We start from the raw sequence: 19,872 nt of genomic DNA, 5'->3' as shown, positions 1-19,872 counted from the left end.
CCATGGACCAATTCAGAAGCTTTGATCAGCTCCGCGTGTCGGAATTACCAGTATTGAGGCATGGTTTTTGGCGACCATGGTACGAACTTACCGACGGGCAGTTTAGCTATGGTAAGCTTACCTATACCGGAGCTTTAAAACGCGCTTGCTTACTCGAAACAGCGAATGGAAACTGGATAGTAAAACGCAAGAATTGGATAGGCCGAAAACTTGTTATTGAGCAGCCTGATGGCATGGAAACAGGCTTGGTGACACCAGAGATCTGGAGCCGTAAGATAACGCTCGAATTAAACAATGGGCTCATGGCTACCTTTTATAATAAAAAGATCCTTTCACGCACCTGCACCTGGGTAAACGAGCAATTGGGCGATATCCTGAATGTAGAAACCAAAATATGGAGCCGGAAAAATCCTTTTATTGTAAAAATGGACCTCGATATGATCAAAAAAGTACCAGAACTCCCTTTACTGGCGTTACTGGGCATAAATTTAGTTTTGTTAAAACAGGCCCAGGCAGCGGCCGCAAGTTGATATGGCCGAAAAAAAAGCATTTGTATTACGCATTAACCCCAACATGCTGAAGGAGATTGAGAGCTGGGCTGCCGAAGAATTCAGGAGCACCAACGGCCAGATCGAATACCTCATGCAACAAGCCCTGCTTGCGCGTAAAAAAGGAGTTAAAAAGAAAAAGGAAGATAGTGATTAGTCGCAGTAGCAGTTTATAGTAGCAGTAGGTAGCAACTGTTTGCTGTTTATGGTTTGCACCTAAGTATAAATTAATGTCCCGCTACAGAAGCCTTAATTTTACGTAATCAAAAAATGCCAACTGCAAACTAAAAACTGTCAACTGATTTAAAACCTGCTACTGCCACTAAAAAACTGCAACTAATTTTATTATGCATGCATAGTATTTTCTTTCATCCAAATCACTAAATTTGCCCACCAATTTTAATGAGGGACACATGAAAGAAGTAGTAATAGTAGCGGCTACGCGCACACCTATAGGTAGTTTTGGAGGCAGCCTGGCTGCTATCGGCACCACACAGTTGGGCGCGGCAGTCATCAAATCGGCAGTTGAAAAAGCGGGGTTACGGCCCGAACAGGTTCAGGAAATTTATATGGGCAATGTAATGTCGGCTAATGTTGGGCAGGCGCCGGCAACACAGGCAGCTATTTTTGCCGGGCTCCCCTATTTGCCCGCAACAACCGTTAATAAAGTTTGTGCATCGGGTATGAAAGCCATTATGTTAGGCGCCCAAAGCATAGCCATAGGGCAAAACGATATTGTTGTTGCCGGCGGCATGGAAAGCATGAGCAACGTACCCTATTACCTGGATAAGGCCCGCAACGGCTACCGTTTAGGTAACGGGCAAATCATTGACGGTTTGGTAAAAGACGGTCTTTGGGATGTTTATAACGACTATCACATGGGCTCAGCAGCCGAACTTTGCGCTACCGACTGCAACATCAGTCGGGAGGAACAGGATGCATATGCCATCCTATCATACCAGCGTGCCCAAAAAGCACAGGCAGACGGAAAATTTAAAGATGAAATAACTCCTGTTGGCCTTAAAGACAAAAAAGGCGATATCACGATGTTCGCCGAAGATGAGGAACCCAAAACAGTTAAGTTTGACAAGATCCCCTCATTAAAACCCGTATTTAAAAAAGATGGTACCGTTACGGCCGCCAACGCCTCGACCCTGAATGATGGTGCCGCAGCTGTAGTGCTTATGAGCCGCAAAAAAGCGGATGAACTCGGTATAACCCCATTGGCTAAGGTGGTTTCCTACGCCGATGCACAGCAGGCACCCGAATGGTTTACTACCGCACCGTCAAAAGCCATTCCGCTGGCACTGCACAGGGCGGGCCTTCAAAATTCCGATATCGACTTCTTTGAGATCAATGAAGCCTTCTCTGTAGTATCAATAGCCAACAACCAGCTTTTGAACCTCGACCCGGAAAAAGTAAACGTTAACGGCGGTGCTGTTTCATTAGGCCACCCTCTCGGCGCTTCGGGTGCACGAATCATTGTTACCCTTTTACACGTATTAAAGCAAAACAACGGCAAATATGGCGCTGCCGGTATCTGTAACGGTGGTGGCGGTGCCAGCGCAATGGTTATCGAAAATTTACGTTAATAATAAAAACACATCATCATTGCGAGGAACCACCGAGGGGAATCCCGGAAAGGATCATAATGATGTATAAAATACATTTAAACGTTGATGCGCGGGCCCCGCGTTAGTGATAGAAGCGGATACCGGCCTGGTGGCTAATGCCTGTGCAGTATGAGCGGATAGCACAGGCCGCAGGCAACGCCCATATTTATCATATCGATCAAAAAAAATATATTTAACAATCAACAATTTATGATCACGTCATTATAAGATTGAAGCAATTAGCCATCTCTGCATCTTTCCCAGAAGGTGCTAATTGTTTCGTCCCTCACAATGACGTAAGAAATGAGTTTAATTAATCAAAATCGTGACAAAAAAAGCTGCCCTAACTCTCCTTTCCATACTGCTTTGCATGCAAACTTTTGCGCAATACTATGACGAAGGTACAAGGCTCAAAAAACTTAACGAATACCAGGATAGCCTTACCCATCTCGGAAAAAAAATAGTAAATAATGAGAACGACATGGAGCGTAAAAATGCCAATTATCAGTTTATTAAAACACTGGTACAGGCGCTGAAGGTCAATAACTCATTCCTGTTCCCTTTTGATTCGGTTAAAAGTATCAGCATTGTCAACTCTCCCGATAACCGTTTTCGCATCCTGAGCTGGCATGTAACAAACCTCGATGGCAGTTATCGCTTTTATGGCACTGTTCAAATAAATACCGGCGGGCCGCTCAAAATGTATCCGCTCGAAGATTATTCGCCCTTATTGAAAAACCCAGAAGATTCGGTAACCGACAGCCATAAATGGTATGGTGCTCAATATTATAAAATATTGCCTGTATATGGCCCCAAACCATATTATGTATTATTAGGCTGGAAAGGGAACACAGTAAAATCTACTAAAAAAGTGATCGATGTAATTTCTTTTAACAATGGCGTGCCGCAGTTTGGCATGCCCGTGTTTAACGGCAATGGCAAAACCCGCAACCGGGTGATATTTGAATATGCCCGGCAGGTATCTATGCTGTTAAGATTTGTACCCGAGAAAAACATTATTGTTTTTGACCATCTTTCGGCACCAGATGGCCGGAGCAAAGACAAACCTGAAACCTTTGGCCCCGATTTGAGTTACGATGGCTACCAATTAAAAGATGGCCGCTGGACTTATATAGAAAACCTTGACATGCGCAACATTTCCGACGGTACTAATTCGGCCATTGACAATGAATACGTTGACCCCAAAAAGCAGGCCGCTAAAGACCGCAGTCTTATCCCCGTTAAACATTAAGAATAAAACCACGGAACCACCAAAAAAACCAAAATATTTATTATATAACGTGTAACACTTTCAGTATTAAATTTCGGATTAATAGAAATATATTACTTTAGCAAAAACTATTGATGATAATGCAAGAAATCTCTGCAACCACCACAAAAAAATCAAGATTCCCCAAAAGTATCCCCTATATTATCGGGAACGAGGCTGCCGAACGTTTTAGCTTTTATGGCATGCGTTCGATACTTACCCTTTTTTTGGTAAAACAATTTTTTAACCCCACAGGTAGTGCCGCGTTGGCTCAACAGGCCGATGCCCATGCCAATAAACTGAATCACTTATTTGTTATGGTGGCCTACGCTTTGCCATTTGTGGGCGGCATGGTGGCCGATTGGTTTACCGGTAAATACAAGCTTATCCTATATATTTCCGTGGTGTATTGCTTTGGACACCTGTTGCTGGCCATGTTTGATACCAGCCTTAGTGGCTTTGAAATAGGCATGCTGGTGGTAGCGATTGGTGCAGGGGGTATCAAATCGTGCGTTTCGGCTAATGTCGGCGATCAGTTTGATGCCAGCAACCAGGATTTGCTCTCAAAAGTTTACGGCTGGTTTTACTTTAGCATCAATTCAGGTTCTATGTTATCAACGATAGCTATCCCTGTTATTTACAAATATTACGGTCCTAAATGGGCTTTTGGTGTTCCCGGTATTTTGATGGCATTGGCAACCCTGATATTTTTTATGGGGCGCAAAAAGTATGTAAAGGTGCCTCCTCAGGGCGTAAACCGGAATAACCTCGTGTTTATTACCTGGTACGCGCTTACCCATCTAAGTAAAAAGAAACCTGGCCAGTCATTACTTGATATTGCTAAAGAAAATTACGATCCGGAGCGCGTTGAAGGAGTTAAAGCGGTATACCGGGTAATTTCCGTGTTCTTTTTTGCCCTGGCGTTTTGGGCTGTTTGGGACCAGTGCCTTTCAGAATGGACACTTTATGCTGCAAAAATGAACCGAAACATCAATCTTGGTTTCACTTCATTCCAGATAGAACCAGGTTCAATGTCTACATTTAATACCGTTTTCCTTTTATTATTTATTCCATTCTTCAACTATATTGTTTATCCGAATTTAGATAAGATCGGATTAAAAACAACACCATTACGAAGGCTTGGTGCGGGCTTGATTTTGACGGCTTTATCGTTTGTGGTTATCGGTTTTACACATGTAAGTATTGATCATGGTGGCTCTCCCTCAATGTGGTGGCAAGTGCTGGCCTTTTTAATATTATCAGCTGCGGAAGTGTTGGTATCAATTACCGGTTTGGAATACGCTTATACCCATTCTCCAAAATCAATGAAAAGTACCATGTCGGGAATTTGGTTCCTGGTTGTTTCATTTGGAAACCTGATCACCGCCCTTGTAAATGGCCTTATTGAAGACGGTGGCTGGTGGGCTGAAAATCTTAAGGGTGCCAATTACGAATGGTTTTTTGTAGCTTTCATCAGTGTGTTCATTATCATATTCATGATTGTTTCTCCACGCCTTAAAGAAAGAAATTACATTACCGACCCTTACGTGGAAAACCAGGTCATTGCCGACACTCATAATCTATAAAATATTACTTGAAATTGCAGGATCGCGCAAGCTTTCCTGTTTTTTTGTTTTGATGCTCTGTAAATTGATTATTTTCGCACCTTAAACATTTACATCATTTTCAAAATACGATTCAGTGCCCGATAGCATAGTAATTATACCCACGTATAACGAGAAAGAAAATATCGAGCGGATGATCCGCAAGGTATTTTCCTTGCCTCATGATTTTCATATCCTGATCATTGACGACGGATCACCCGACGGTACGCCGCAGATAGTAAAAAGTTTGCAGACTGAATATGAGGGTAGCCTTTTTATAGAAGAGCGTGCAGGTAAACAGGGATTGGGCACAGCCTATATACATGGTTTTAAATGGTGCATAGCCCGCCACTACGACTATATTTTTGAGATGGATGCTGATTTTTCACATAATCCGGATGATCTGTTGAAATTGAGGCAAGCCTGCATTGATGGTGCCGATGCAGCCATAGGCTCACGTTATGTAACTGGTGTAAATGTGGTAAACTGGCCGATGAGCAGGGTACTGATGAGTTATTTCGCTTCGGTTTATGTACGTTTTATAACCGGTATGAAAATCCAGGATTCAACCGCCGGTTTTATGTGTTACAAACGCAGAGTGCTTGAAACCGTAAGATTGGATAAAATCAAATTTGTAGGCTATGCTTTCCAGATCGAGATGAAATATACTACCATTAAACATGGCTTTAAGCTGGTAGAAGTCCCTATTATATTTACCGACCGCACTGCCGGTACCTCCAAAATGTCGACGCGTATTTTCCGCGAAGCATTTTTAGGAGTGATCCAGATGAAAATCAACAGCATTTTCAGGAAATACCCGGAGGGTTAGATATGAGATTTGAGACATGAGATTTAATATCAGGTAAAAAGTTTGTCTCACATCTCAAATCTAACATCTCATATCCCCAAAAATTACTAATTTCGTTGGCAATGAATGAGCATCTTGACCCTGAACGCGAACGTCTCAGTCCGGCCGAACGTGATATTGAAAAAGTATTGCGCCCGCAGCAATTTGAAGACTTTACCGGTCAGCATAAAATATTAGCCAATTTAAAGATCTTTGTACAAGCTGCCCGTCAGCGCGGTGAAGCGCTTGATCATGTGCTGCTCCACGGTCCACCAGGTTTGGGTAAAACTACCCTATCCCATATCATCGCCAATGAAATGGGTGTAGGTATTAAGATCACTTCCGGCCCTGTTTTAGATAAACCCGGCGATTTGGCGGGTTTGCTTACCAATCTTGAAACCGGGGATATTCTTTTTATTGATGAAATTCACCGCTTAAGTCCGCTGGTTGAAGAATACCTTTACTCGGCCATGGAGGATTTTAAGATAGATATTATGCTGGAGAGCGGCCCCAATGCCCGTTCGGTACAAATTTCGCTTAACCCGTTCACCCTGGTAGGCGCAACTACCCGTTCCGGCTTGCTTACCGCACCTTTAAGGGCCAGGTTTGGTATCAACTCGCGCCTGGAATATTACGATGCCAAACTGCTTACCACCATAGTATTGCGTTCGGCATCGATACTAAAAACACCTATTACTGATGATGGTGCTTATGAAATTGCCCGCCGTAGCCGTGGTACCCCGCGTATTGCCAATGCATTACTTCGCCGCACGCGTGATTTTGCACAGATCAAAGGGAATGGCAAAATTGATACGGAGATTGCCCAGTATGCGTTGAATGCTTTAAATGTAGATAGTCACGGACTGGACGAAATGGACAACAAGATCCTGCTTACCATTATTGATAAGTTTAAAGGCGGTCCTGTAGGGTTAAAAACCGTTGCAACGGCAGTTGGTGAAGACGAGGGCACAATTGAAGAGGTTTACGAACCGTTCTTAATACAGGAAGGCTTTTTAATGCGTACAGCCCGCGGCCGTGAAGCTACTGAAGCAGCCTACAAACATTTAGGAAAGATAAAGCTGGGAGGAAATCCATCCTTATTTTGAGATAAACGTATACATCGTCACCAATCATGAAAACCAATTTAAAACTACTGCTCACTACAACTATGCTCTTTTTAAGCTGCATAACTATTGCATCGGCACAAACAACACCACCGCCACCGGGTACAGCACCAGCCCCTGCCCCTTCGGTTACGGCACCTACCGATTCAGTTAACAAGGCAAAAAAAGACACCATACCGGTGATGCACAAGCCCGTACCGACACTAAAAGTGGGTATTATGGGCTTAAACCATGACCATATCCACCTCATATTAAGTGAGTACCGCAAAGGAAACGTAAATATTGTAGGCATTGCCGAACCTGATAAAAAGCTTTGGGAAAAATTTGGCAAAGCATATAACCTGCCCGATTCCTTATTTTTTGACGATCTAAGGAAAATGTGCACCACCCGTAAACCTGCTATTGTGTTGGGTTATAACGCCGTTGGCAAACATGTTGATATTGTGGAGACCTGCGCCCCCTTAGGTATTTCTGTAATGGTTGAAAAACCATTGGCCGCCACCCTTGAACAGGCTAAACGTATGGAGTTTCTGGCCCTTAAATACTACGTCAAAGTATTAACCAATTATGAAACTACCTGGTACCCATCCTTCCAGGATGCTTATAATACCATTAAGCAGGACAGCATAGGTTTGATCCGTAAAATGGTGGTGCATGACGGGCACCAGGGGCCACGCGAAATTGGCTGCAGCGAAGACTTTTTGAGCTGGTTAACAGATCCCGTACTAAACGGTGCAGGCGCCCTGAATGATTTTGGTTGCTATGGCGCTGATTTGATGACCTGGCTAATGAAAGGCCAGCGCCCGATAGCAGTAACCGCCATCGCAAGGCATTATAAACCAAACGTATATCCGAAGGTTGAAGATGATGCCACCGTATTAGTTGAATACGCCAATGCCACCGGGCAAATTGAAGCCTCATGGAACTGGCCTTTCAGCATCAAGGATATGGAGATTTTCGGTGCTAAGGGTTATATTCATGCCTTCGACAAGGATAGCGTCGAAGTAAAAATTAACAACCACGTAAGAGGTTATAAAGCCCCCCCCCTGGTATCACCTGCCGACGCTCCGGTAGCTTATTTTACCGCCGCGCTGCAAAACCCGCTCAAACACCCGGATGACCGTTCGTCATTAAAATACAATATGATTGTGATGCAGATCCTGGATGCGGCTAAACGTTCAATAAAAGAAGGCCGACGCATCGTGCTCTAAACTGAAATTAACGCCATAAATTACAACCCTGCAATAGTTTTTCCATTAGGAAATATGTTGCAGGGCTTTTTATTTTAGCAGCTCTAATACTCCCATTCTTAAATTGATAATTAAATTTATTTACAATAAAAGATAGGGTGTTATATAATTACTAATTTAGTGGCCGTTTAAAAATGAATTAAAACAAACAAACCTATAATATGATAAAACAAACGTTAGCCATGCTGGCTATTTGTGCTTTCGGCGCTGTTTCATGCCAGTCAAAACCATCGGATAAATCAACTACTGTTGCCCCGGTTGCTGAAGCCCCGGCTGCTAATGTAGCTTCTCAGGGCGATGCTGCCGCCATTTTAGCCCGCAAACAGGTACCTATCCTTTGCTATCACCAGATCCGCGACTGGAAGCCTACCGATTCAAAAAATGCGAAGGACTATATCGTACAGGTTGCTGCTTTTAAAGAACACATTAAAATGCTGGCCGACAGCGGTTATCATACCATACTGCCCGATCAGCTTTATGCATACCTCACCAAAGGTGCACCGCTGCCTAAAAAACCTATCATGCTTACGTTTGATGATACCGATCTTGACCAGTTCACCATCGCCAACCCTACGCTCAAAAAGTACGGTTTTAAAGCGGTTTATTTTGTAATGACCGTGTCGTTGGGCCGCCCGCATTATATGACCAAAGAGCAGGTAAAACAACTATCTGCCGAAGGTAATGTTATCGCCAGCCACACCTGGGACCACCACCGTGTTGACCGCTACTCCCATACCTCTACCCTTAAGATCATCGGTAAAAATGGTAAAATAACCAATCGCCCGGTTGACGATTGGGTTACCCAAATTGAAAAACCGACCAAAACATTGGAAGAGATCACCGGCAAAAAGATGGATTACTTTGCTTATCCGTTTGGTATCTGGAACAAAGCCGCCCTACCTGAGCTCAGGAAACGCGGATTTAAAATGGCTTTCCAGTTAGCCGATAAACGCGATCAATCTGATCCACTGATGACTGTTCGCCGTATCCTTGACAGCGGCTACTGGAGCGCTAAAACTTTAAGCAACAGTATCAGAAATAGCTTTTAACCCCGGCCTCATAAAGGCTGAAGGTTTGGAAACGCTTAAACAAAAACGCCTGACTCAAAAAAGTCAGGCGTTTTTGTTATCAATATATTGAAACACGATTTGCTGATCAACGGCTCCCCTTTAGGAGCCTGGGTCTACAAATCCTCCCCCGCCGGCCCTTGTCCTTTGTTTGATGATGGCATACTACCGATGTCTTTTTCATCGGCCTTTAAGTGAACCATTTCGGCTATTATGGTATCATCACCGGTATTTTCACCCAACTCATCATTGTGCAGGTCTGAATCATCATTATTCACAACTGCTGGTTTATGTATTGTTTCCATAATGGTTATTTATTTAATTCCTGTTACCCATCTTAAAGCCTCGTCCAATTCCTCAAGTTTGTAACCTGCAAACTTGCCCGGCAAAATATATTTAAACAGGTGGCTAAACTCACGTACCCCGTCCTGATCGGTCACTACGGCAACTTTGTTCCAACGGGTAAAATACTTAAGACCAAGTCCGATGTTGCCGCACCAGGCACCCGCTGTAAAGTTTTTAATTTTAGTTTCCAGTATCAATAAAAAGTTTATCCGCCCGGTTTGTTTCACCTGCTGCTCAAGCAATGGCCGTAATGCCTTTTCATAATCGCCAATAGTAACATGGCCAACCGCATGCATTCCTAACACATGCGGGGGCAAGTATCTTATATGCTCAAGCATGCTATAAATCCCTGTTTTTTTAATCAGATACAAAAACTGCACCAATAGTCAATTTATAGCAAACAGCGTAAATAATAATAACGAATAATGTCCCGGTGCAAGTACATCAAGTTTGATAAAAAGTATTGAAGAATATTACCAGGCACATAGCAATTTCAATTTTACACTATCTTTGCACAAATGCAGCAAAACAAAACCACATATAGTCAACTCATTAAAAACGAGGCACAAAAGCTTGGCTTTTTGTTTTGCGGCATTGCCAGGGCTGATTTTTTGGAAGACGAAGCCCCCCACCTTGAAGCCTGGCTTAATAAAAACATGCATGGCGAAATGGCGTACATGGAGAACCACTTTGATAAACGCCTTGACCCGCGTCTCCTTGTCGATGGTGCAAAGTCGGTTATATCACTTGGTATAAATTACTATACCGATCAGCAACAGGATGATCCGCTATCGCCCAAAATCTCTAAATACGCTTATGGAATTGACTACCACACGGTGATTAAAGATAAGCTGAGGCTATTACTACAAATCATTAATGAAAAAATTGGTGAAGTAGGCGGCCGTGCGTTTGTTGATTCGGCCCCGGTACTTGATAAGGCATGGGCACGTAAAGCAGGAATGGGCTGGATTGGCAAAAACAGCAACCTGCTCAACAAAAAAGCCGGCTCGTTCTTTTTCCTGGCCGAACTGATCATTGACCTTGAACTGGAATACGATATAGCCCCCACAGCCGATCATTGCGGCACCTGCACCAATTGTATCGACGCCTGCCCTACCGATGCCATAGTTGGCCCATATGTGGTTGATGGCAGCCGCTGCATCTCCTATTTAACCATCGAGCTTAAAAATGAAATTCCGCAGGAGTTTAAAGGTAAAATGGATAACTGGATGTTTGGCTGTGACGTTTGCCAGGATGTTTGCCCCTGGAACCGCTTCTCGGCGTTGAATACCGAACCGGCCTTTATCCCCCACCCAGATTTGCTGCACCTAAAAACTGCCGACTGGCAGGACATTACCCAGGATATTTTTCAAAAAGTATTCAAAAACTCGGCCGTTAAGCGTACAAAATTCAGCGGGTTGAAACGAAATATCGACTTTTTAAAGGTTAAAGGTTAAAGGTTAAAGGTTAAAGGTTAAAGGTTAAAGGTTAAAGGTTAAAGCTGAACGAATCCATGAAGCTTAAGTTTCAAATTATTATCAACAAAAAACCCTCGCATAAATAACTGCAAGGGTTTTCAGTATAAGAATTCTGAAAATCTTTTAATTCTGAAAATTCTGATTCAGAATATTTATCCCTTTTTAAACTTCAGGGCTAACTGGGCCAACATATCATCATTAACCGGTTGGGCCGGTTCATCCTTCTTTTTAAAAGGTTTGTTTTGATACTGCTGGTTTTTAGTATGGTCAGGCTTGGTATATTCTTTTTTTTGATACTCAGGTTTAGGAGCAGCAAGCTGTTGATCTGCCGGCTTTGACTGGGCAGCTTTATTGGCTTGACGTTCTGCTGCTTTTTTGGCGTTCCAGCGCGTATAAATCTCTTCAAGCTTACGCTTGGTATAAAGCGGAAAATCACCCTGCATCATCCATGAGTAATAACTTGGCTCGGCGTTCAACACGTCTTCAACACGCTTGCCTTTATGTTTGCCAAAGTTGATCAACTCCTCACCCTGTTCATTGTAAACCATACGGCCGGCAAAATCAACCGGTTTACTTAGGTTGGTAAACGCGTGCAGCGCTTCAACATCGCCAACAACAGGGATTATTTTATTACCTTTTTTATCCTCCCATTCTACGTTTTCATAACGCTCAATCTGCGCCAGTAAAACCTCCATGGTGGCGCGGGTATCAGCCTCGGCCGAATGTGCATTTTCAATTACTTTATTACAGTAAAACTGGTAAGCAGCCTTTAAGGTACGCTGTTCCATTTGGTGGAATATATTTTGCACATCAACAAAATGGCGCTCATCTAAACTAAATGATACCCCGGCGCGTAAAAACTCTTCCATGAGCATCGGGATGTCGAACTTATTTGAGTTATATCCGGCCAAATCACTATCGGCAATAAAATCGGCAATATCCTGGCCAAGTTCTTTAAATTGCTTTTCGTTCAGTATATGCTCATCATAAATGCCATGCACCAGTGATGACTCGAGAGGGATAGGAATGCCCGGGTGAACACGCCACGTTTTCACTTCCTCGCTGCCACCAGGGTTAAGCTTGATAACAGATATTTCAACTATACGGTCGGCACCGATATTGGTACCTGTTGTTTCAAGATCAAAGAAAGCCAGGGGGCGTTTTAAATTTAATTTCATTTGTAAGTGTTCAGAGATGCAAAGGTCGCAAATGTCCTAAAATTAATTAGCAGAATAAATTTTTTAATTTATTTAATATACCAATTTATTATTTAATTTGATTATCCCTAATTATCACAATTTGTATGAACAGATTTCTTCTTATTCTTTTGATTTTCATTGGCTTATCACACCTTGCGTCGGCCCAGGACTTTGAAACCGGTATGGAAGGACCGGAAATTGATATGGTTAAATATGATAAAGATCCGCAGGCCAACGCCGTTTTTCTAAACGAATTTGGCAAAACCAGGATTGACGAAGTCAGCGACCATATAAGAATGGTATTTACCTATCATGCCAAAATAAAGATCTTCAGTAAAGAAGGCCTTAACAAAGGTACTATTGCAATTCCCATCCATAACGGCGATAATAGTTATGAAGAAGTTCAAAACATTAGCGGAACAACTTATTACAAAGATGATAACGGCATAATTCAACAGGCCGAACTGGACACCAAAAAAGTTTATACCGTAAAAGATTATAAGTATGGCAGTACAGTAAAATTTGTACTACCTGCCTTACGCCCAGGCTGTGTCATTGAATATAAATACGAGGTTGTATCGCCGTATTGGGATTTATTTCATGGATGGAATTTCCAGGATGATGTTCCTAAAGTATACTCTCAATATGAAGTACATATCCCGGGCTTTTGGAACTTTAACGCTTCATTGCGCGGAGCACTGAAACTCACTAAAAGCACTTCGGAAGTTGAACGCGAATGCTTCTCATCCGGAGGCTCTAAAGCCGATTGCTCGCACATTACTTATGCCATGAAAGATATCCCGGCCTTTGTTGAAGAAGATTACATGACAGCGCGAAAAAATTTCCTGTCGGCTATATTTTTCGAACTGGTTGAATGGACAAACCCTTATACCAACGTTAAAAGTGTTATAAGCAAGGAATGGAGTGACGTTGACCGCCAGTTAAAAATATCAGACGGATTTGGCTCCCAGTTAAAACGGACCAGCTTGCTTAAAGAACGCATAGCCCCTGTTATTGCGGGTAAAACGGATGATCTGGATAAAGCTGAAACCATCTACAATTGGGTACAAAAACAGTTAAAATGGAACGATTATATCGGCATAGAAAGTAACGAAGGTATTAAGAAAGCCCTTGATACTCACACCGGCAGTATTGCCGATATCAACTTAACGCTGGTTACCGCATTGAGCGCAGCTGGCTTAAATGCCGAAGCGGTTTTACTTTCAACCCGCGAACATGGAATGGTTAATACGCTTTATCCGGTATTAACCGATTTTAATTATGTAATTGCCCGGCTAACTATTGGCGAAAAAACTTACCTTCTGGATGCTACCGATCCATTGCTTTCGTTCGGGCTTCTGCCGCTCAAGTGCATTAATGACCGCGGCAGGGTAATCAATCTCAATAAGCCATCGTACTGGGTTGAGCTAACTTCACAGCAAAAAGCTGCCACTACCCGTACGCTCGACCTTACTTTGCTTGATAATGGTAAGCTTAAAGGTACCATTGTGAATTATTACAAGGGTTATGATGCTTTTGAAAAACGCAAAGCCATCAAAAAATTCAATACTATCGATGAGTATGTTGAGGATTTTGATGAGAAACAGCCCAAACTCAAGGTATTGAATTACGAAATTACAAACCTCGACAGTCTCGACAACCCGTTAAGGGAAAAATTTGAGGTTGAAATTGACGCATTTGATAACCTTAATCATGATAAATTAGCGTTCAATCCCTTCCTTTGGGAAAAGCGCACCACCAATCCGTTTAAACTGGCCGAACGTGATTATCCTGTTGACTGGGCTTTTGCATCAGATAAGAGGCTGATATTAGTAATGCACCTGCCCCAGCAGTATATTGTTGAAGCACCTCCGCAGGTAGTTACCTATTCATTGCCCAACAAAGGCGGCATGTTTGCTACAACCTTTGAAACACAAGACAATACCTTCACTTTTTCAAATATAACGCAGCTCAATAAATCAGTTTACGATTCGGCCGAATACCCCTACCTGAAGGAATTTTTTAACAAGATCATCCTAACCGAAAAAGGAGACATGATCTTCAAGAAAAAATAATGAAAGCATTTTTTACTATCCTTTTTATATTTTCGGCGGTAACCTGTGTAAAAGCACAGGAAAACTATGACGTATCACTCATTTCAAAAGACCTTTTGCCTTATGCCAGCTCCGTTGTGCGAAATGAAGAGATAACCACCGAGGTAAAAGACCTTGACAATACCTGGCTACATGTAAAGATGGCTGTTACAGTTCTAAATAAAAACGGAGATGATGATGGGGAGATCAGCATCTGGCACAGCAAAAACCGTGTTATAAAAGATGTTAAGGGGATCATTTACAACCAATACGGAAAGCCGGTTAGCAAATTTAGCGAAAGTGATTTTGATGATGTTAGCGAACATGATGGTTTCAGCCTCTTTAGCGATGTTAAAATCAAACACTATCGTCCAATGACAACCGACTATCCCTATACTGTAAGCTACGAATATGATGTAAAATCGAAACAAACACTGGTGTTTAAAGATTGGGAGCCAAATCCGTCAACCGGTGTAGCCGTCGAAAAAAGTTCATACACATTTATCTGTAAGCCCGATTTTAAAATCAGGTATAAAGAGGTAAACGTTCCATCAAAGATGGTTATTGGCACCAATAAAGACGGATTAAAAACATATAAATGGCAGGTGAGCAATTTAAAAGCTGTCAGATATGAACCTTACAGCCCACTTCGCACCGCAAACTTAGTCTACGTTAAAATTGCCCCCGAAAATTTCAGCTATGGCGGTATAAACGGTTCGTTTACCAACTGGCGTGAGCTTGGATTATGGCAATATAATAAGCTTAATATAGGCAGGCAGCAGTTATCGCCACAAACTGTTGCCCGTATGAAAGAGCTTACCAGTGATGTTTCCGATCCTAAGCAAAAAGCCCGTAAAATCTATGAATATATGCAGGGCAAAACGCATTACATCAATATTTCGATTGGCATTGGCGGATTTCAACCCTTCCCCGCATCAGATGTGGACGAGCAAAACTATGGGGATTGTAAGGCTTTGGTTAACTATACCCAGGCATTGTTTAAAGCAGTTGATATTGATTCATATTATTGCGTAGTTGAATCGGGAAGTGCTAAAGTAGGAATGCTTCCTGATTTTGCAAGCATGGATCAGGGCAATCATGTTATTTTATGCCTGCCTTTTAAAAGTGATACTACCTTTTTAGAATGTACCAATCAAAACTATCCTTTCGGCTTTTTAGGCGACTTTACCGATGACCGTATTGTTTTAGCCTGTACACCGGAAGGAGGTAAATTGATTCATACACCTAAATACACGTCACAAGCTAATTTGGAGCAACGTCAGGCTAACCTTTCAATATCTCCGGAGGGCGAACTTACAGGATCAATAATAACCAATTTCAAAGGGGCCGATTACGACGATCGCGAGCATGTGATCTACGAATCAAAAACGGAGCAAATAAAAGATCTCAAAAGAATATACCCCATTAATAACCTGAATATTGAAAGCGCCGACCTGAAACAGTTTAAAAACGACCGACCCTATACAACCGAAAACCTGAAGATCTCCGCACGTGACTATGGATCAGTAACCGATGGAAAAATTGTATTTCTGGCCAATCCGGTTAATAGGATAAGCACTGTGCTGCGCGAGGTGCGCAACCGCCGTAACGATGTTTACATTAACAGGGGTTACACCAATGAAGATGAAATTACCTATACCCTACCTGCAGGATATAAGGTTGATATGCGCCCCAAAAAAGTAAGTATTGAAAAACCTTTCGGAAAGTTTGAATCAAGCGCAACGGTAAATGGAGATAAGCTGGTATACAGCCGCAAGCTGCAACTTATTGATGGCACTTACAACAAGGATACCTATCAGGAACTGGTCGACTTTTATCAGTCAATTGCTGATGTGGATAATGACAACGTTACCTTAGTTAAAGGTAACTAAATATTACGATACCGAGGATAATGCCAAGCACCATGATCACATAAAGCATAATCTCGGTGCCTGCAAAACGCTTGTACTTAGTCCAGAAAGAGTAATCGTTTTTTTTGTCGGCCATGATGGTGCAAAATTATTGAAAATAAATGCACAAATTAGCTCAAATTTTAACGAATTACACGAAGGCGATTTCAGCTTGATATTGGTGTAATTCGCAAAAATCCTTCAAAAATTTGTGTTACTTAATTCATGCTCGTAGGTACATTTTCAATAGAACCGGCCCTTGAAAAGTATTTGTACAGCGAGGGATCGTGTAGTTTTACGATGATCACTCCACGGCGCGAGCTGGCATGCACAACATATCCATTTTGCAGGTAAACACCAACATGGCTAAACTGCTTGCCATCGAAATCAAAAAATACCAGGTCGCCTTCCTTTAGCTCATCTTCATATTTTCGTTTGATGACGGAGATCTGCTTGCTGGTCATGCGGGGAATGGTGATGCCATAAACCTGTTGTTCCAGCAGAAATGCCAAGCCGGAGCAATCAATACCATCTTTATCAAGCCCGCCAAATCTATAGGGCGTTCCCATCCATTGATCAATGAAAGCATAAAGACGGCCGTTTTGGATCTCCCCCCTGTCTACCCCCATAATTTCGGAGTATTTTGAGGCGATATCAGGCGAAGGGTTAACCACTTCACCCGGCTGGCCGCGCATAGCGGCCTTGCGCGAATGACATGAGCTTAATATAAAAGGGGAAAGGAAAAATAAAAACAAATAAAAACTACGGCGCAGATATATGCTCATAAAGTAAAATTAACTTTAAACTTTATTGAGAAGATACAGATGTTTTTAACATATTAACATGGGGTAGAGTCGGTAAGTCCGATGTCCGGACTCGCCGTCTTACAAATCAACTCTTCACCACCCTTTGGATCTCATCCAGTTTCATAAGTGCCTCAACCGGGGTCAAAGTATTTACATCAAGGTTATTCAACGTATCACGGATCTTTACCAGTACAGGGTCATCTATCGAAAACATCTGCATTTGTACAGCTTGTTTCTGCACCTTGCGGATACTCTCTTTAATATGTTCGCCGCCGGTACGTTCGTTTTCCAGCTTCTTTAGGATCTCGTTGGCACGGCTTAGCACTTTTGAGGGCATCCCGGCCAGTTTAGCTACGTGGATCCCGAAGCTGTGTTCGCTGCCACCCGGTACCAGCTTACGTAAAAAGATGATCTGCTGGCCTACTTCTTTTACCGATACGTTAAAATTTTTAACCCGGTTAAATGAGTTGCTCAGCTCGTTAAGCTCATGATAATGTGTAGCAAACAGGGTTTTAGCCCTCGCTGTTGGATGGTTATGCAGGTATTCGGCAATGGACCAGGCAATCGAAATACCATCATACGTTGATGTTCCGCGACCGATCTCATCCAACAGGATCAGGCTTCTGTCGCTCAGATTATTGAGGATGCTTGCCGTTTCATTCATCTCCACCATAAAGGTTGATTCTCCGGATGAAAGGTTATCCGAAGCTCCTACCCTTGTAAAGATCTTATCAACCAGGCCTATTGACGCAGCTTTAGCCGGCACAAAACAGCCCATTTGGGCCATCAGTACTATCAAGCCTGTTTGCCTTAATAAAGCCGACTTACCCGCCATATTAGGGCCGGTAATAATGATGATCTGCTGGGTTTCTGAATCGAGATAAACGCTGTTGGTGATGTACTCCTCGCCTATTGGCAGGTTCTTTTCAATAACAGGGTGGCGACCGCCCTTAATGTCAAGTACCTTACTTTCATTAATTTCGGGCTTAACGTAGTAGTTTTTAATGGAGATGGTTGCAAAGTTGAGCAGCACATCCAAACGGGCTATCAGTTGGGCATTCAACTGGATTGGCTTAATATATTCGGCCAGTGAATACAGCAGGTCATTATATAATTGTGTTTCAAGCGCCAGGATCTTTTCTTCGGCGCCTAAAATCTGTTCTTCATATTCTTTAAGCTCGGGCGTGATATAACGCTCGGCATTAACCAGCGTTTGCTTACGGATCCATTCGGAGGGTACTTTATCCCTATGGGCGTGGGTAACCTCCAGGTAGTAACCAAATACGTTATTGAACGACACTTTAAGTGACGGGATGCCGGTTAACTCAGCTTCACGTTTCTGGATCTCGAGCAGGTAACCTTTACCGCCAAAGGCGATCTTACGCAGCCTGTCAAGCTCTTCATTAATCCCCTCGTTCATTACAGAGCCTTTTACCAGCATCACCGGCGGCTCGGGGTTCAATTCACGTTCTATCTTTTCGCAAATCAGTGCACAGGGGTTAAGCTGCTCACCTATAGCCCGCAGCGGAGCACTTTGTGATGATTCCGCAATACGTTTAATTTGAGCTATGGCGGTGAGGGCCTTTTTTAACTGGCAAACCTCGCGCGGATTAGCTTTTTGTAAACCTATTTTTGAGATGAGCCTCTCCAAATCACCTATCTGGCGCAGGTATTGGAGCAGTTCTTCTCTTAACTCTTCATTTTCTATCAGGTATTCAACCACGCCTAAACGATCGTTAATAGCCTTGATCTGCTTCAGCGGCATCACAATCCAGCGGCGCAGCAAACGCGCGCCCATGGGCGAACAGGTATGATCAAGCACATCAACCAGCGTCATGGCGTTTTCGTTAGCCGAGCCAACCAGCTCCAGGTTGCGAATACTGAACCTGTCGAGCCATAGGTACCTGTCTTCTTCTATCCTGCTGATGGCCGAAATATGGCCCAGGTTGCGGTGTTCTGTTTCGTTCAAATAATGAATAGCGACACCGGCAGCTATGATACCTAAATTTAGTTTATCGATACCAAAACCTTTGAGCGATTTAACTCCGAAATGCTTGAGAAGCGTTTCATTTGCATAATCGCCGCTGTAAGGCCATTCGTCAAGAGCATAGGTATAAAAGCGGTCGCCATAAGTATCCTTAAAATCGCGTGTACGGCTTTTAGGATAGATCACCTCGCTGGGCGAAAAACTTTGCAGCAGCTTATCAATATAATCGCTGTTGCCCTGGGCGGTCATGAACTCGCCGGTCGAAATATCAATCAGGGCAATGCCTATTGTATTTTTTTCAAAATGCAGCGAAGCCAGGTAGTTATTGCTTTTTTGCTGCAGGATGTTATCATTGGTGGCCACGCCGGGTGTAACCAGTTCGGTTACGCCACGCTTAACAATGGTTTTGGTAGTTTTGGGATCTTCCAGCTGATCGCAGATGGCTACACGCTGCCCTGCGCGTACCAGCTTAGGCAGGTAAGTATCCAGCGAATGGTGCGGAAAACCGGCAAGCTCAATATGTGTAGCGGCGCCGTTTGCCCGGCGGGTAAGCACGATGCCCAAAATACCGGCAGCCTTTACGGCGTCTTCGCCAAATGTTTCATAAAAATCGCCCACCCTAAACAGCAGCAAAGCACCGGGGTACTTTACTTTGATAGCATTATATTGCTGCATTAAGGGGGTTTCTTTGGTAGTATCTTTAGCCAAGCGGTTACTCCTTCTGTTAATCG

General features: G+C 43.0%; 18 protein-coding genes. 12 read left to right on the top strand and 6 right to left on the bottom strand.

Annotation, left to right across the window (positions count from 1 at the left end):
- Window positions 1–2: 2 nt before the first annotated feature.
- The 9 genes from MusilaSJ_RS27065 (at window position 3) to MusilaSJ_RS27025 (ending at window position 9,305) form a co-directional block, all read left to right on the top strand.
- Window positions 3–530: a hypothetical protein gene (locus MusilaSJ_RS27065; RefSeq protein WP_274987860.1), complete on the top strand. Its 528-nt coding sequence runs from the start codon at window positions 3–5 to the stop codon at window positions 528–530.
- A 1-nt stretch (window position 531) separates the two neighbouring features.
- Window positions 532–705: a type II toxin-antitoxin system antitoxin gene (locus tag MusilaSJ_RS27060; protein ID WP_274987859.1), complete on the top strand. Its 174-nt coding sequence runs from the start codon at window positions 532–534 to the stop codon at window positions 703–705.
- Window positions 706–961: 256 nt separating this feature from the next.
- On the top strand, window positions 962–2,140 hold the full coding sequence (locus MusilaSJ_RS27055) for an acetyl-CoA C-acyltransferase (protein WP_274987858.1): 1,179 nt from the start codon (window positions 962–964) through the stop codon (window positions 2,138–2,140).
- A gap of 346 nt (window positions 2,141–2,486) precedes the next feature.
- Window positions 2,487–3,413 (top strand): hypothetical protein, encoded by a 927-nt coding sequence (locus tag MusilaSJ_RS27050; protein ID WP_274987857.1) that lies wholly within the window; start codon window positions 2,487–2,489, stop codon window positions 3,411–3,413.
- 119 nt (window positions 3,414–3,532) lie between these two features.
- Window positions 3,533–5,017, top strand: coding sequence for a POT-type proton-dependent oligopeptide transporter (locus tag MusilaSJ_RS27045; RefSeq protein WP_274987856.1), 1,485 nt, complete (start codon window positions 3,533–3,535; stop codon window positions 5,015–5,017).
- Between the two features lie 115 nt (window positions 5,018–5,132).
- Window positions 5,133–5,864, top strand: coding sequence for a polyprenol monophosphomannose synthase (locus tag MusilaSJ_RS27040; RefSeq protein WP_274987855.1), 732 nt, complete (start codon window positions 5,133–5,135; stop codon window positions 5,862–5,864).
- Window positions 5,865–5,965: 101 nt separating this feature from the next.
- Window positions 5,966–6,988, top strand: coding sequence for a Holliday junction branch migration DNA helicase RuvB (ruvB, locus tag MusilaSJ_RS27035; protein WP_274987854.1), 1,023 nt, complete (start codon window positions 5,966–5,968; stop codon window positions 6,986–6,988).
- A gap of 26 nt (window positions 6,989–7,014) precedes the next feature.
- Window positions 7,015–8,217, top strand: a complete 1,203-nt coding sequence (locus tag MusilaSJ_RS27030; protein ID WP_274987853.1) for a Gfo/Idh/MocA family protein — start codon at window positions 7,015–7,017, stop codon at window positions 8,215–8,217.
- A gap of 200 nt (window positions 8,218–8,417) precedes the next feature.
- Window positions 8,418–9,305 (top strand): polysaccharide deacetylase family protein, encoded by an 888-nt coding sequence (locus MusilaSJ_RS27025; RefSeq protein WP_274987852.1) that lies wholly within the window; start codon window positions 8,418–8,420, stop codon window positions 9,303–9,305.
- Window positions 9,306–9,439: 134 nt separating this feature from the next.
- Here MusilaSJ_RS27025 and MusilaSJ_RS27020 read toward each other — a convergent pair whose 3' ends face one another.
- The gene (locus MusilaSJ_RS27020; protein WP_274987851.1) at window positions 9,440–9,628 is read right to left on the bottom strand and encodes a hypothetical protein; all 189 of its coding nucleotides are present in this window, start codon (window positions 9,626–9,628) and stop codon (window positions 9,440–9,442) included.
- Window positions 9,629–9,637: 9 nt separating this feature from the next.
- On the bottom strand, window positions 9,638–10,006 hold the full coding sequence (locus tag MusilaSJ_RS27015) for a SpoIIAA family protein (RefSeq protein WP_274987850.1): 369 nt from the start codon (window positions 10,004–10,006) through the stop codon (window positions 9,638–9,640).
- Window positions 10,007–10,186: 180 nt separating this feature from the next.
- On the opposite strand from MusilaSJ_RS27015, the gene queG reads away from it, so the two are divergent.
- Complete coding sequence (gene queG, locus MusilaSJ_RS27010) at window positions 10,187–11,125, top strand: tRNA epoxyqueuosine(34) reductase QueG (protein WP_274987849.1); 939 nt, start codon at window positions 10,187–10,189, stop codon at window positions 11,123–11,125.
- Between the two features lie 173 nt (window positions 11,126–11,298).
- On the opposite strand, the gene MusilaSJ_RS27005 is transcribed toward queG, so the two are convergent.
- Entirely contained in the window at window positions 11,299–12,324 is a 1,026-nt protein-coding gene (locus tag MusilaSJ_RS27005; RefSeq protein WP_274987848.1) for a 3'-5' exonuclease, read from the bottom strand.
- Between the two features lie 125 nt (window positions 12,325–12,449).
- Between MusilaSJ_RS27005 and MusilaSJ_RS27000 the strand changes: the two genes are divergently transcribed.
- Together MusilaSJ_RS27000 and MusilaSJ_RS26995 are read left to right on the top strand one after the other, a co-directional pair.
- The gene (locus MusilaSJ_RS27000) at window positions 12,450–14,420 is read left to right on the top strand and encodes a DUF3858 domain-containing protein (protein ID WP_274987847.1); all 1,971 of its coding nucleotides are present in this window, start codon (window positions 12,450–12,452) and stop codon (window positions 14,418–14,420) included.
- Entirely contained in the window at window positions 14,420–16,330 is a 1,911-nt protein-coding gene (locus tag MusilaSJ_RS26995; protein ID WP_274987846.1) for a DUF3858 domain-containing protein, read from the top strand. The genes MusilaSJ_RS27000 and MusilaSJ_RS26995 overlap by 1 nt, the downstream gene beginning before the upstream one ends.
- Here MusilaSJ_RS26995 and MusilaSJ_RS26990 read toward each other — a convergent pair.
- From MusilaSJ_RS26990 to mutS, 3 genes are all read right to left on the bottom strand, one after another.
- Window positions 16,317–16,445 (bottom strand): hypothetical protein, encoded by a 129-nt coding sequence (locus tag MusilaSJ_RS26990; protein ID WP_274987845.1) that lies wholly within the window; start codon window positions 16,443–16,445, stop codon window positions 16,317–16,319. The genes MusilaSJ_RS26995 and MusilaSJ_RS26990 overlap by 14 nt on opposite strands.
- 121 nt (window positions 16,446–16,566) lie before the next feature.
- Window positions 16,567–17,133, bottom strand: a complete 567-nt coding sequence (locus tag MusilaSJ_RS26985; protein ID WP_274987844.1) for a C40 family peptidase — start codon at window positions 17,131–17,133, stop codon at window positions 16,567–16,569.
- Between the two features lie 106 nt (window positions 17,134–17,239).
- Window positions 17,240–19,849: a DNA mismatch repair protein MutS gene (mutS, locus tag MusilaSJ_RS26980; RefSeq protein WP_274987843.1), complete on the bottom strand. Its 2,610-nt coding sequence runs from the start codon at window positions 19,847–19,849 to the stop codon at window positions 17,240–17,242.
- Window positions 19,850–19,872: the final 23 nt, after the last annotated feature.

It is taken from the genome of Mucilaginibacter sp. SJ (assembly GCF_028993635.1).
In the GTDB taxonomy this organism is placed as follows: domain Bacteria; phylum Bacteroidota; class Bacteroidia; order Sphingobacteriales; family Sphingobacteriaceae; genus Mucilaginibacter.
Note: the sequence above shows the minus strand (reverse complement) of the source record. Positions and strands in the feature narration are given on the sequence as shown.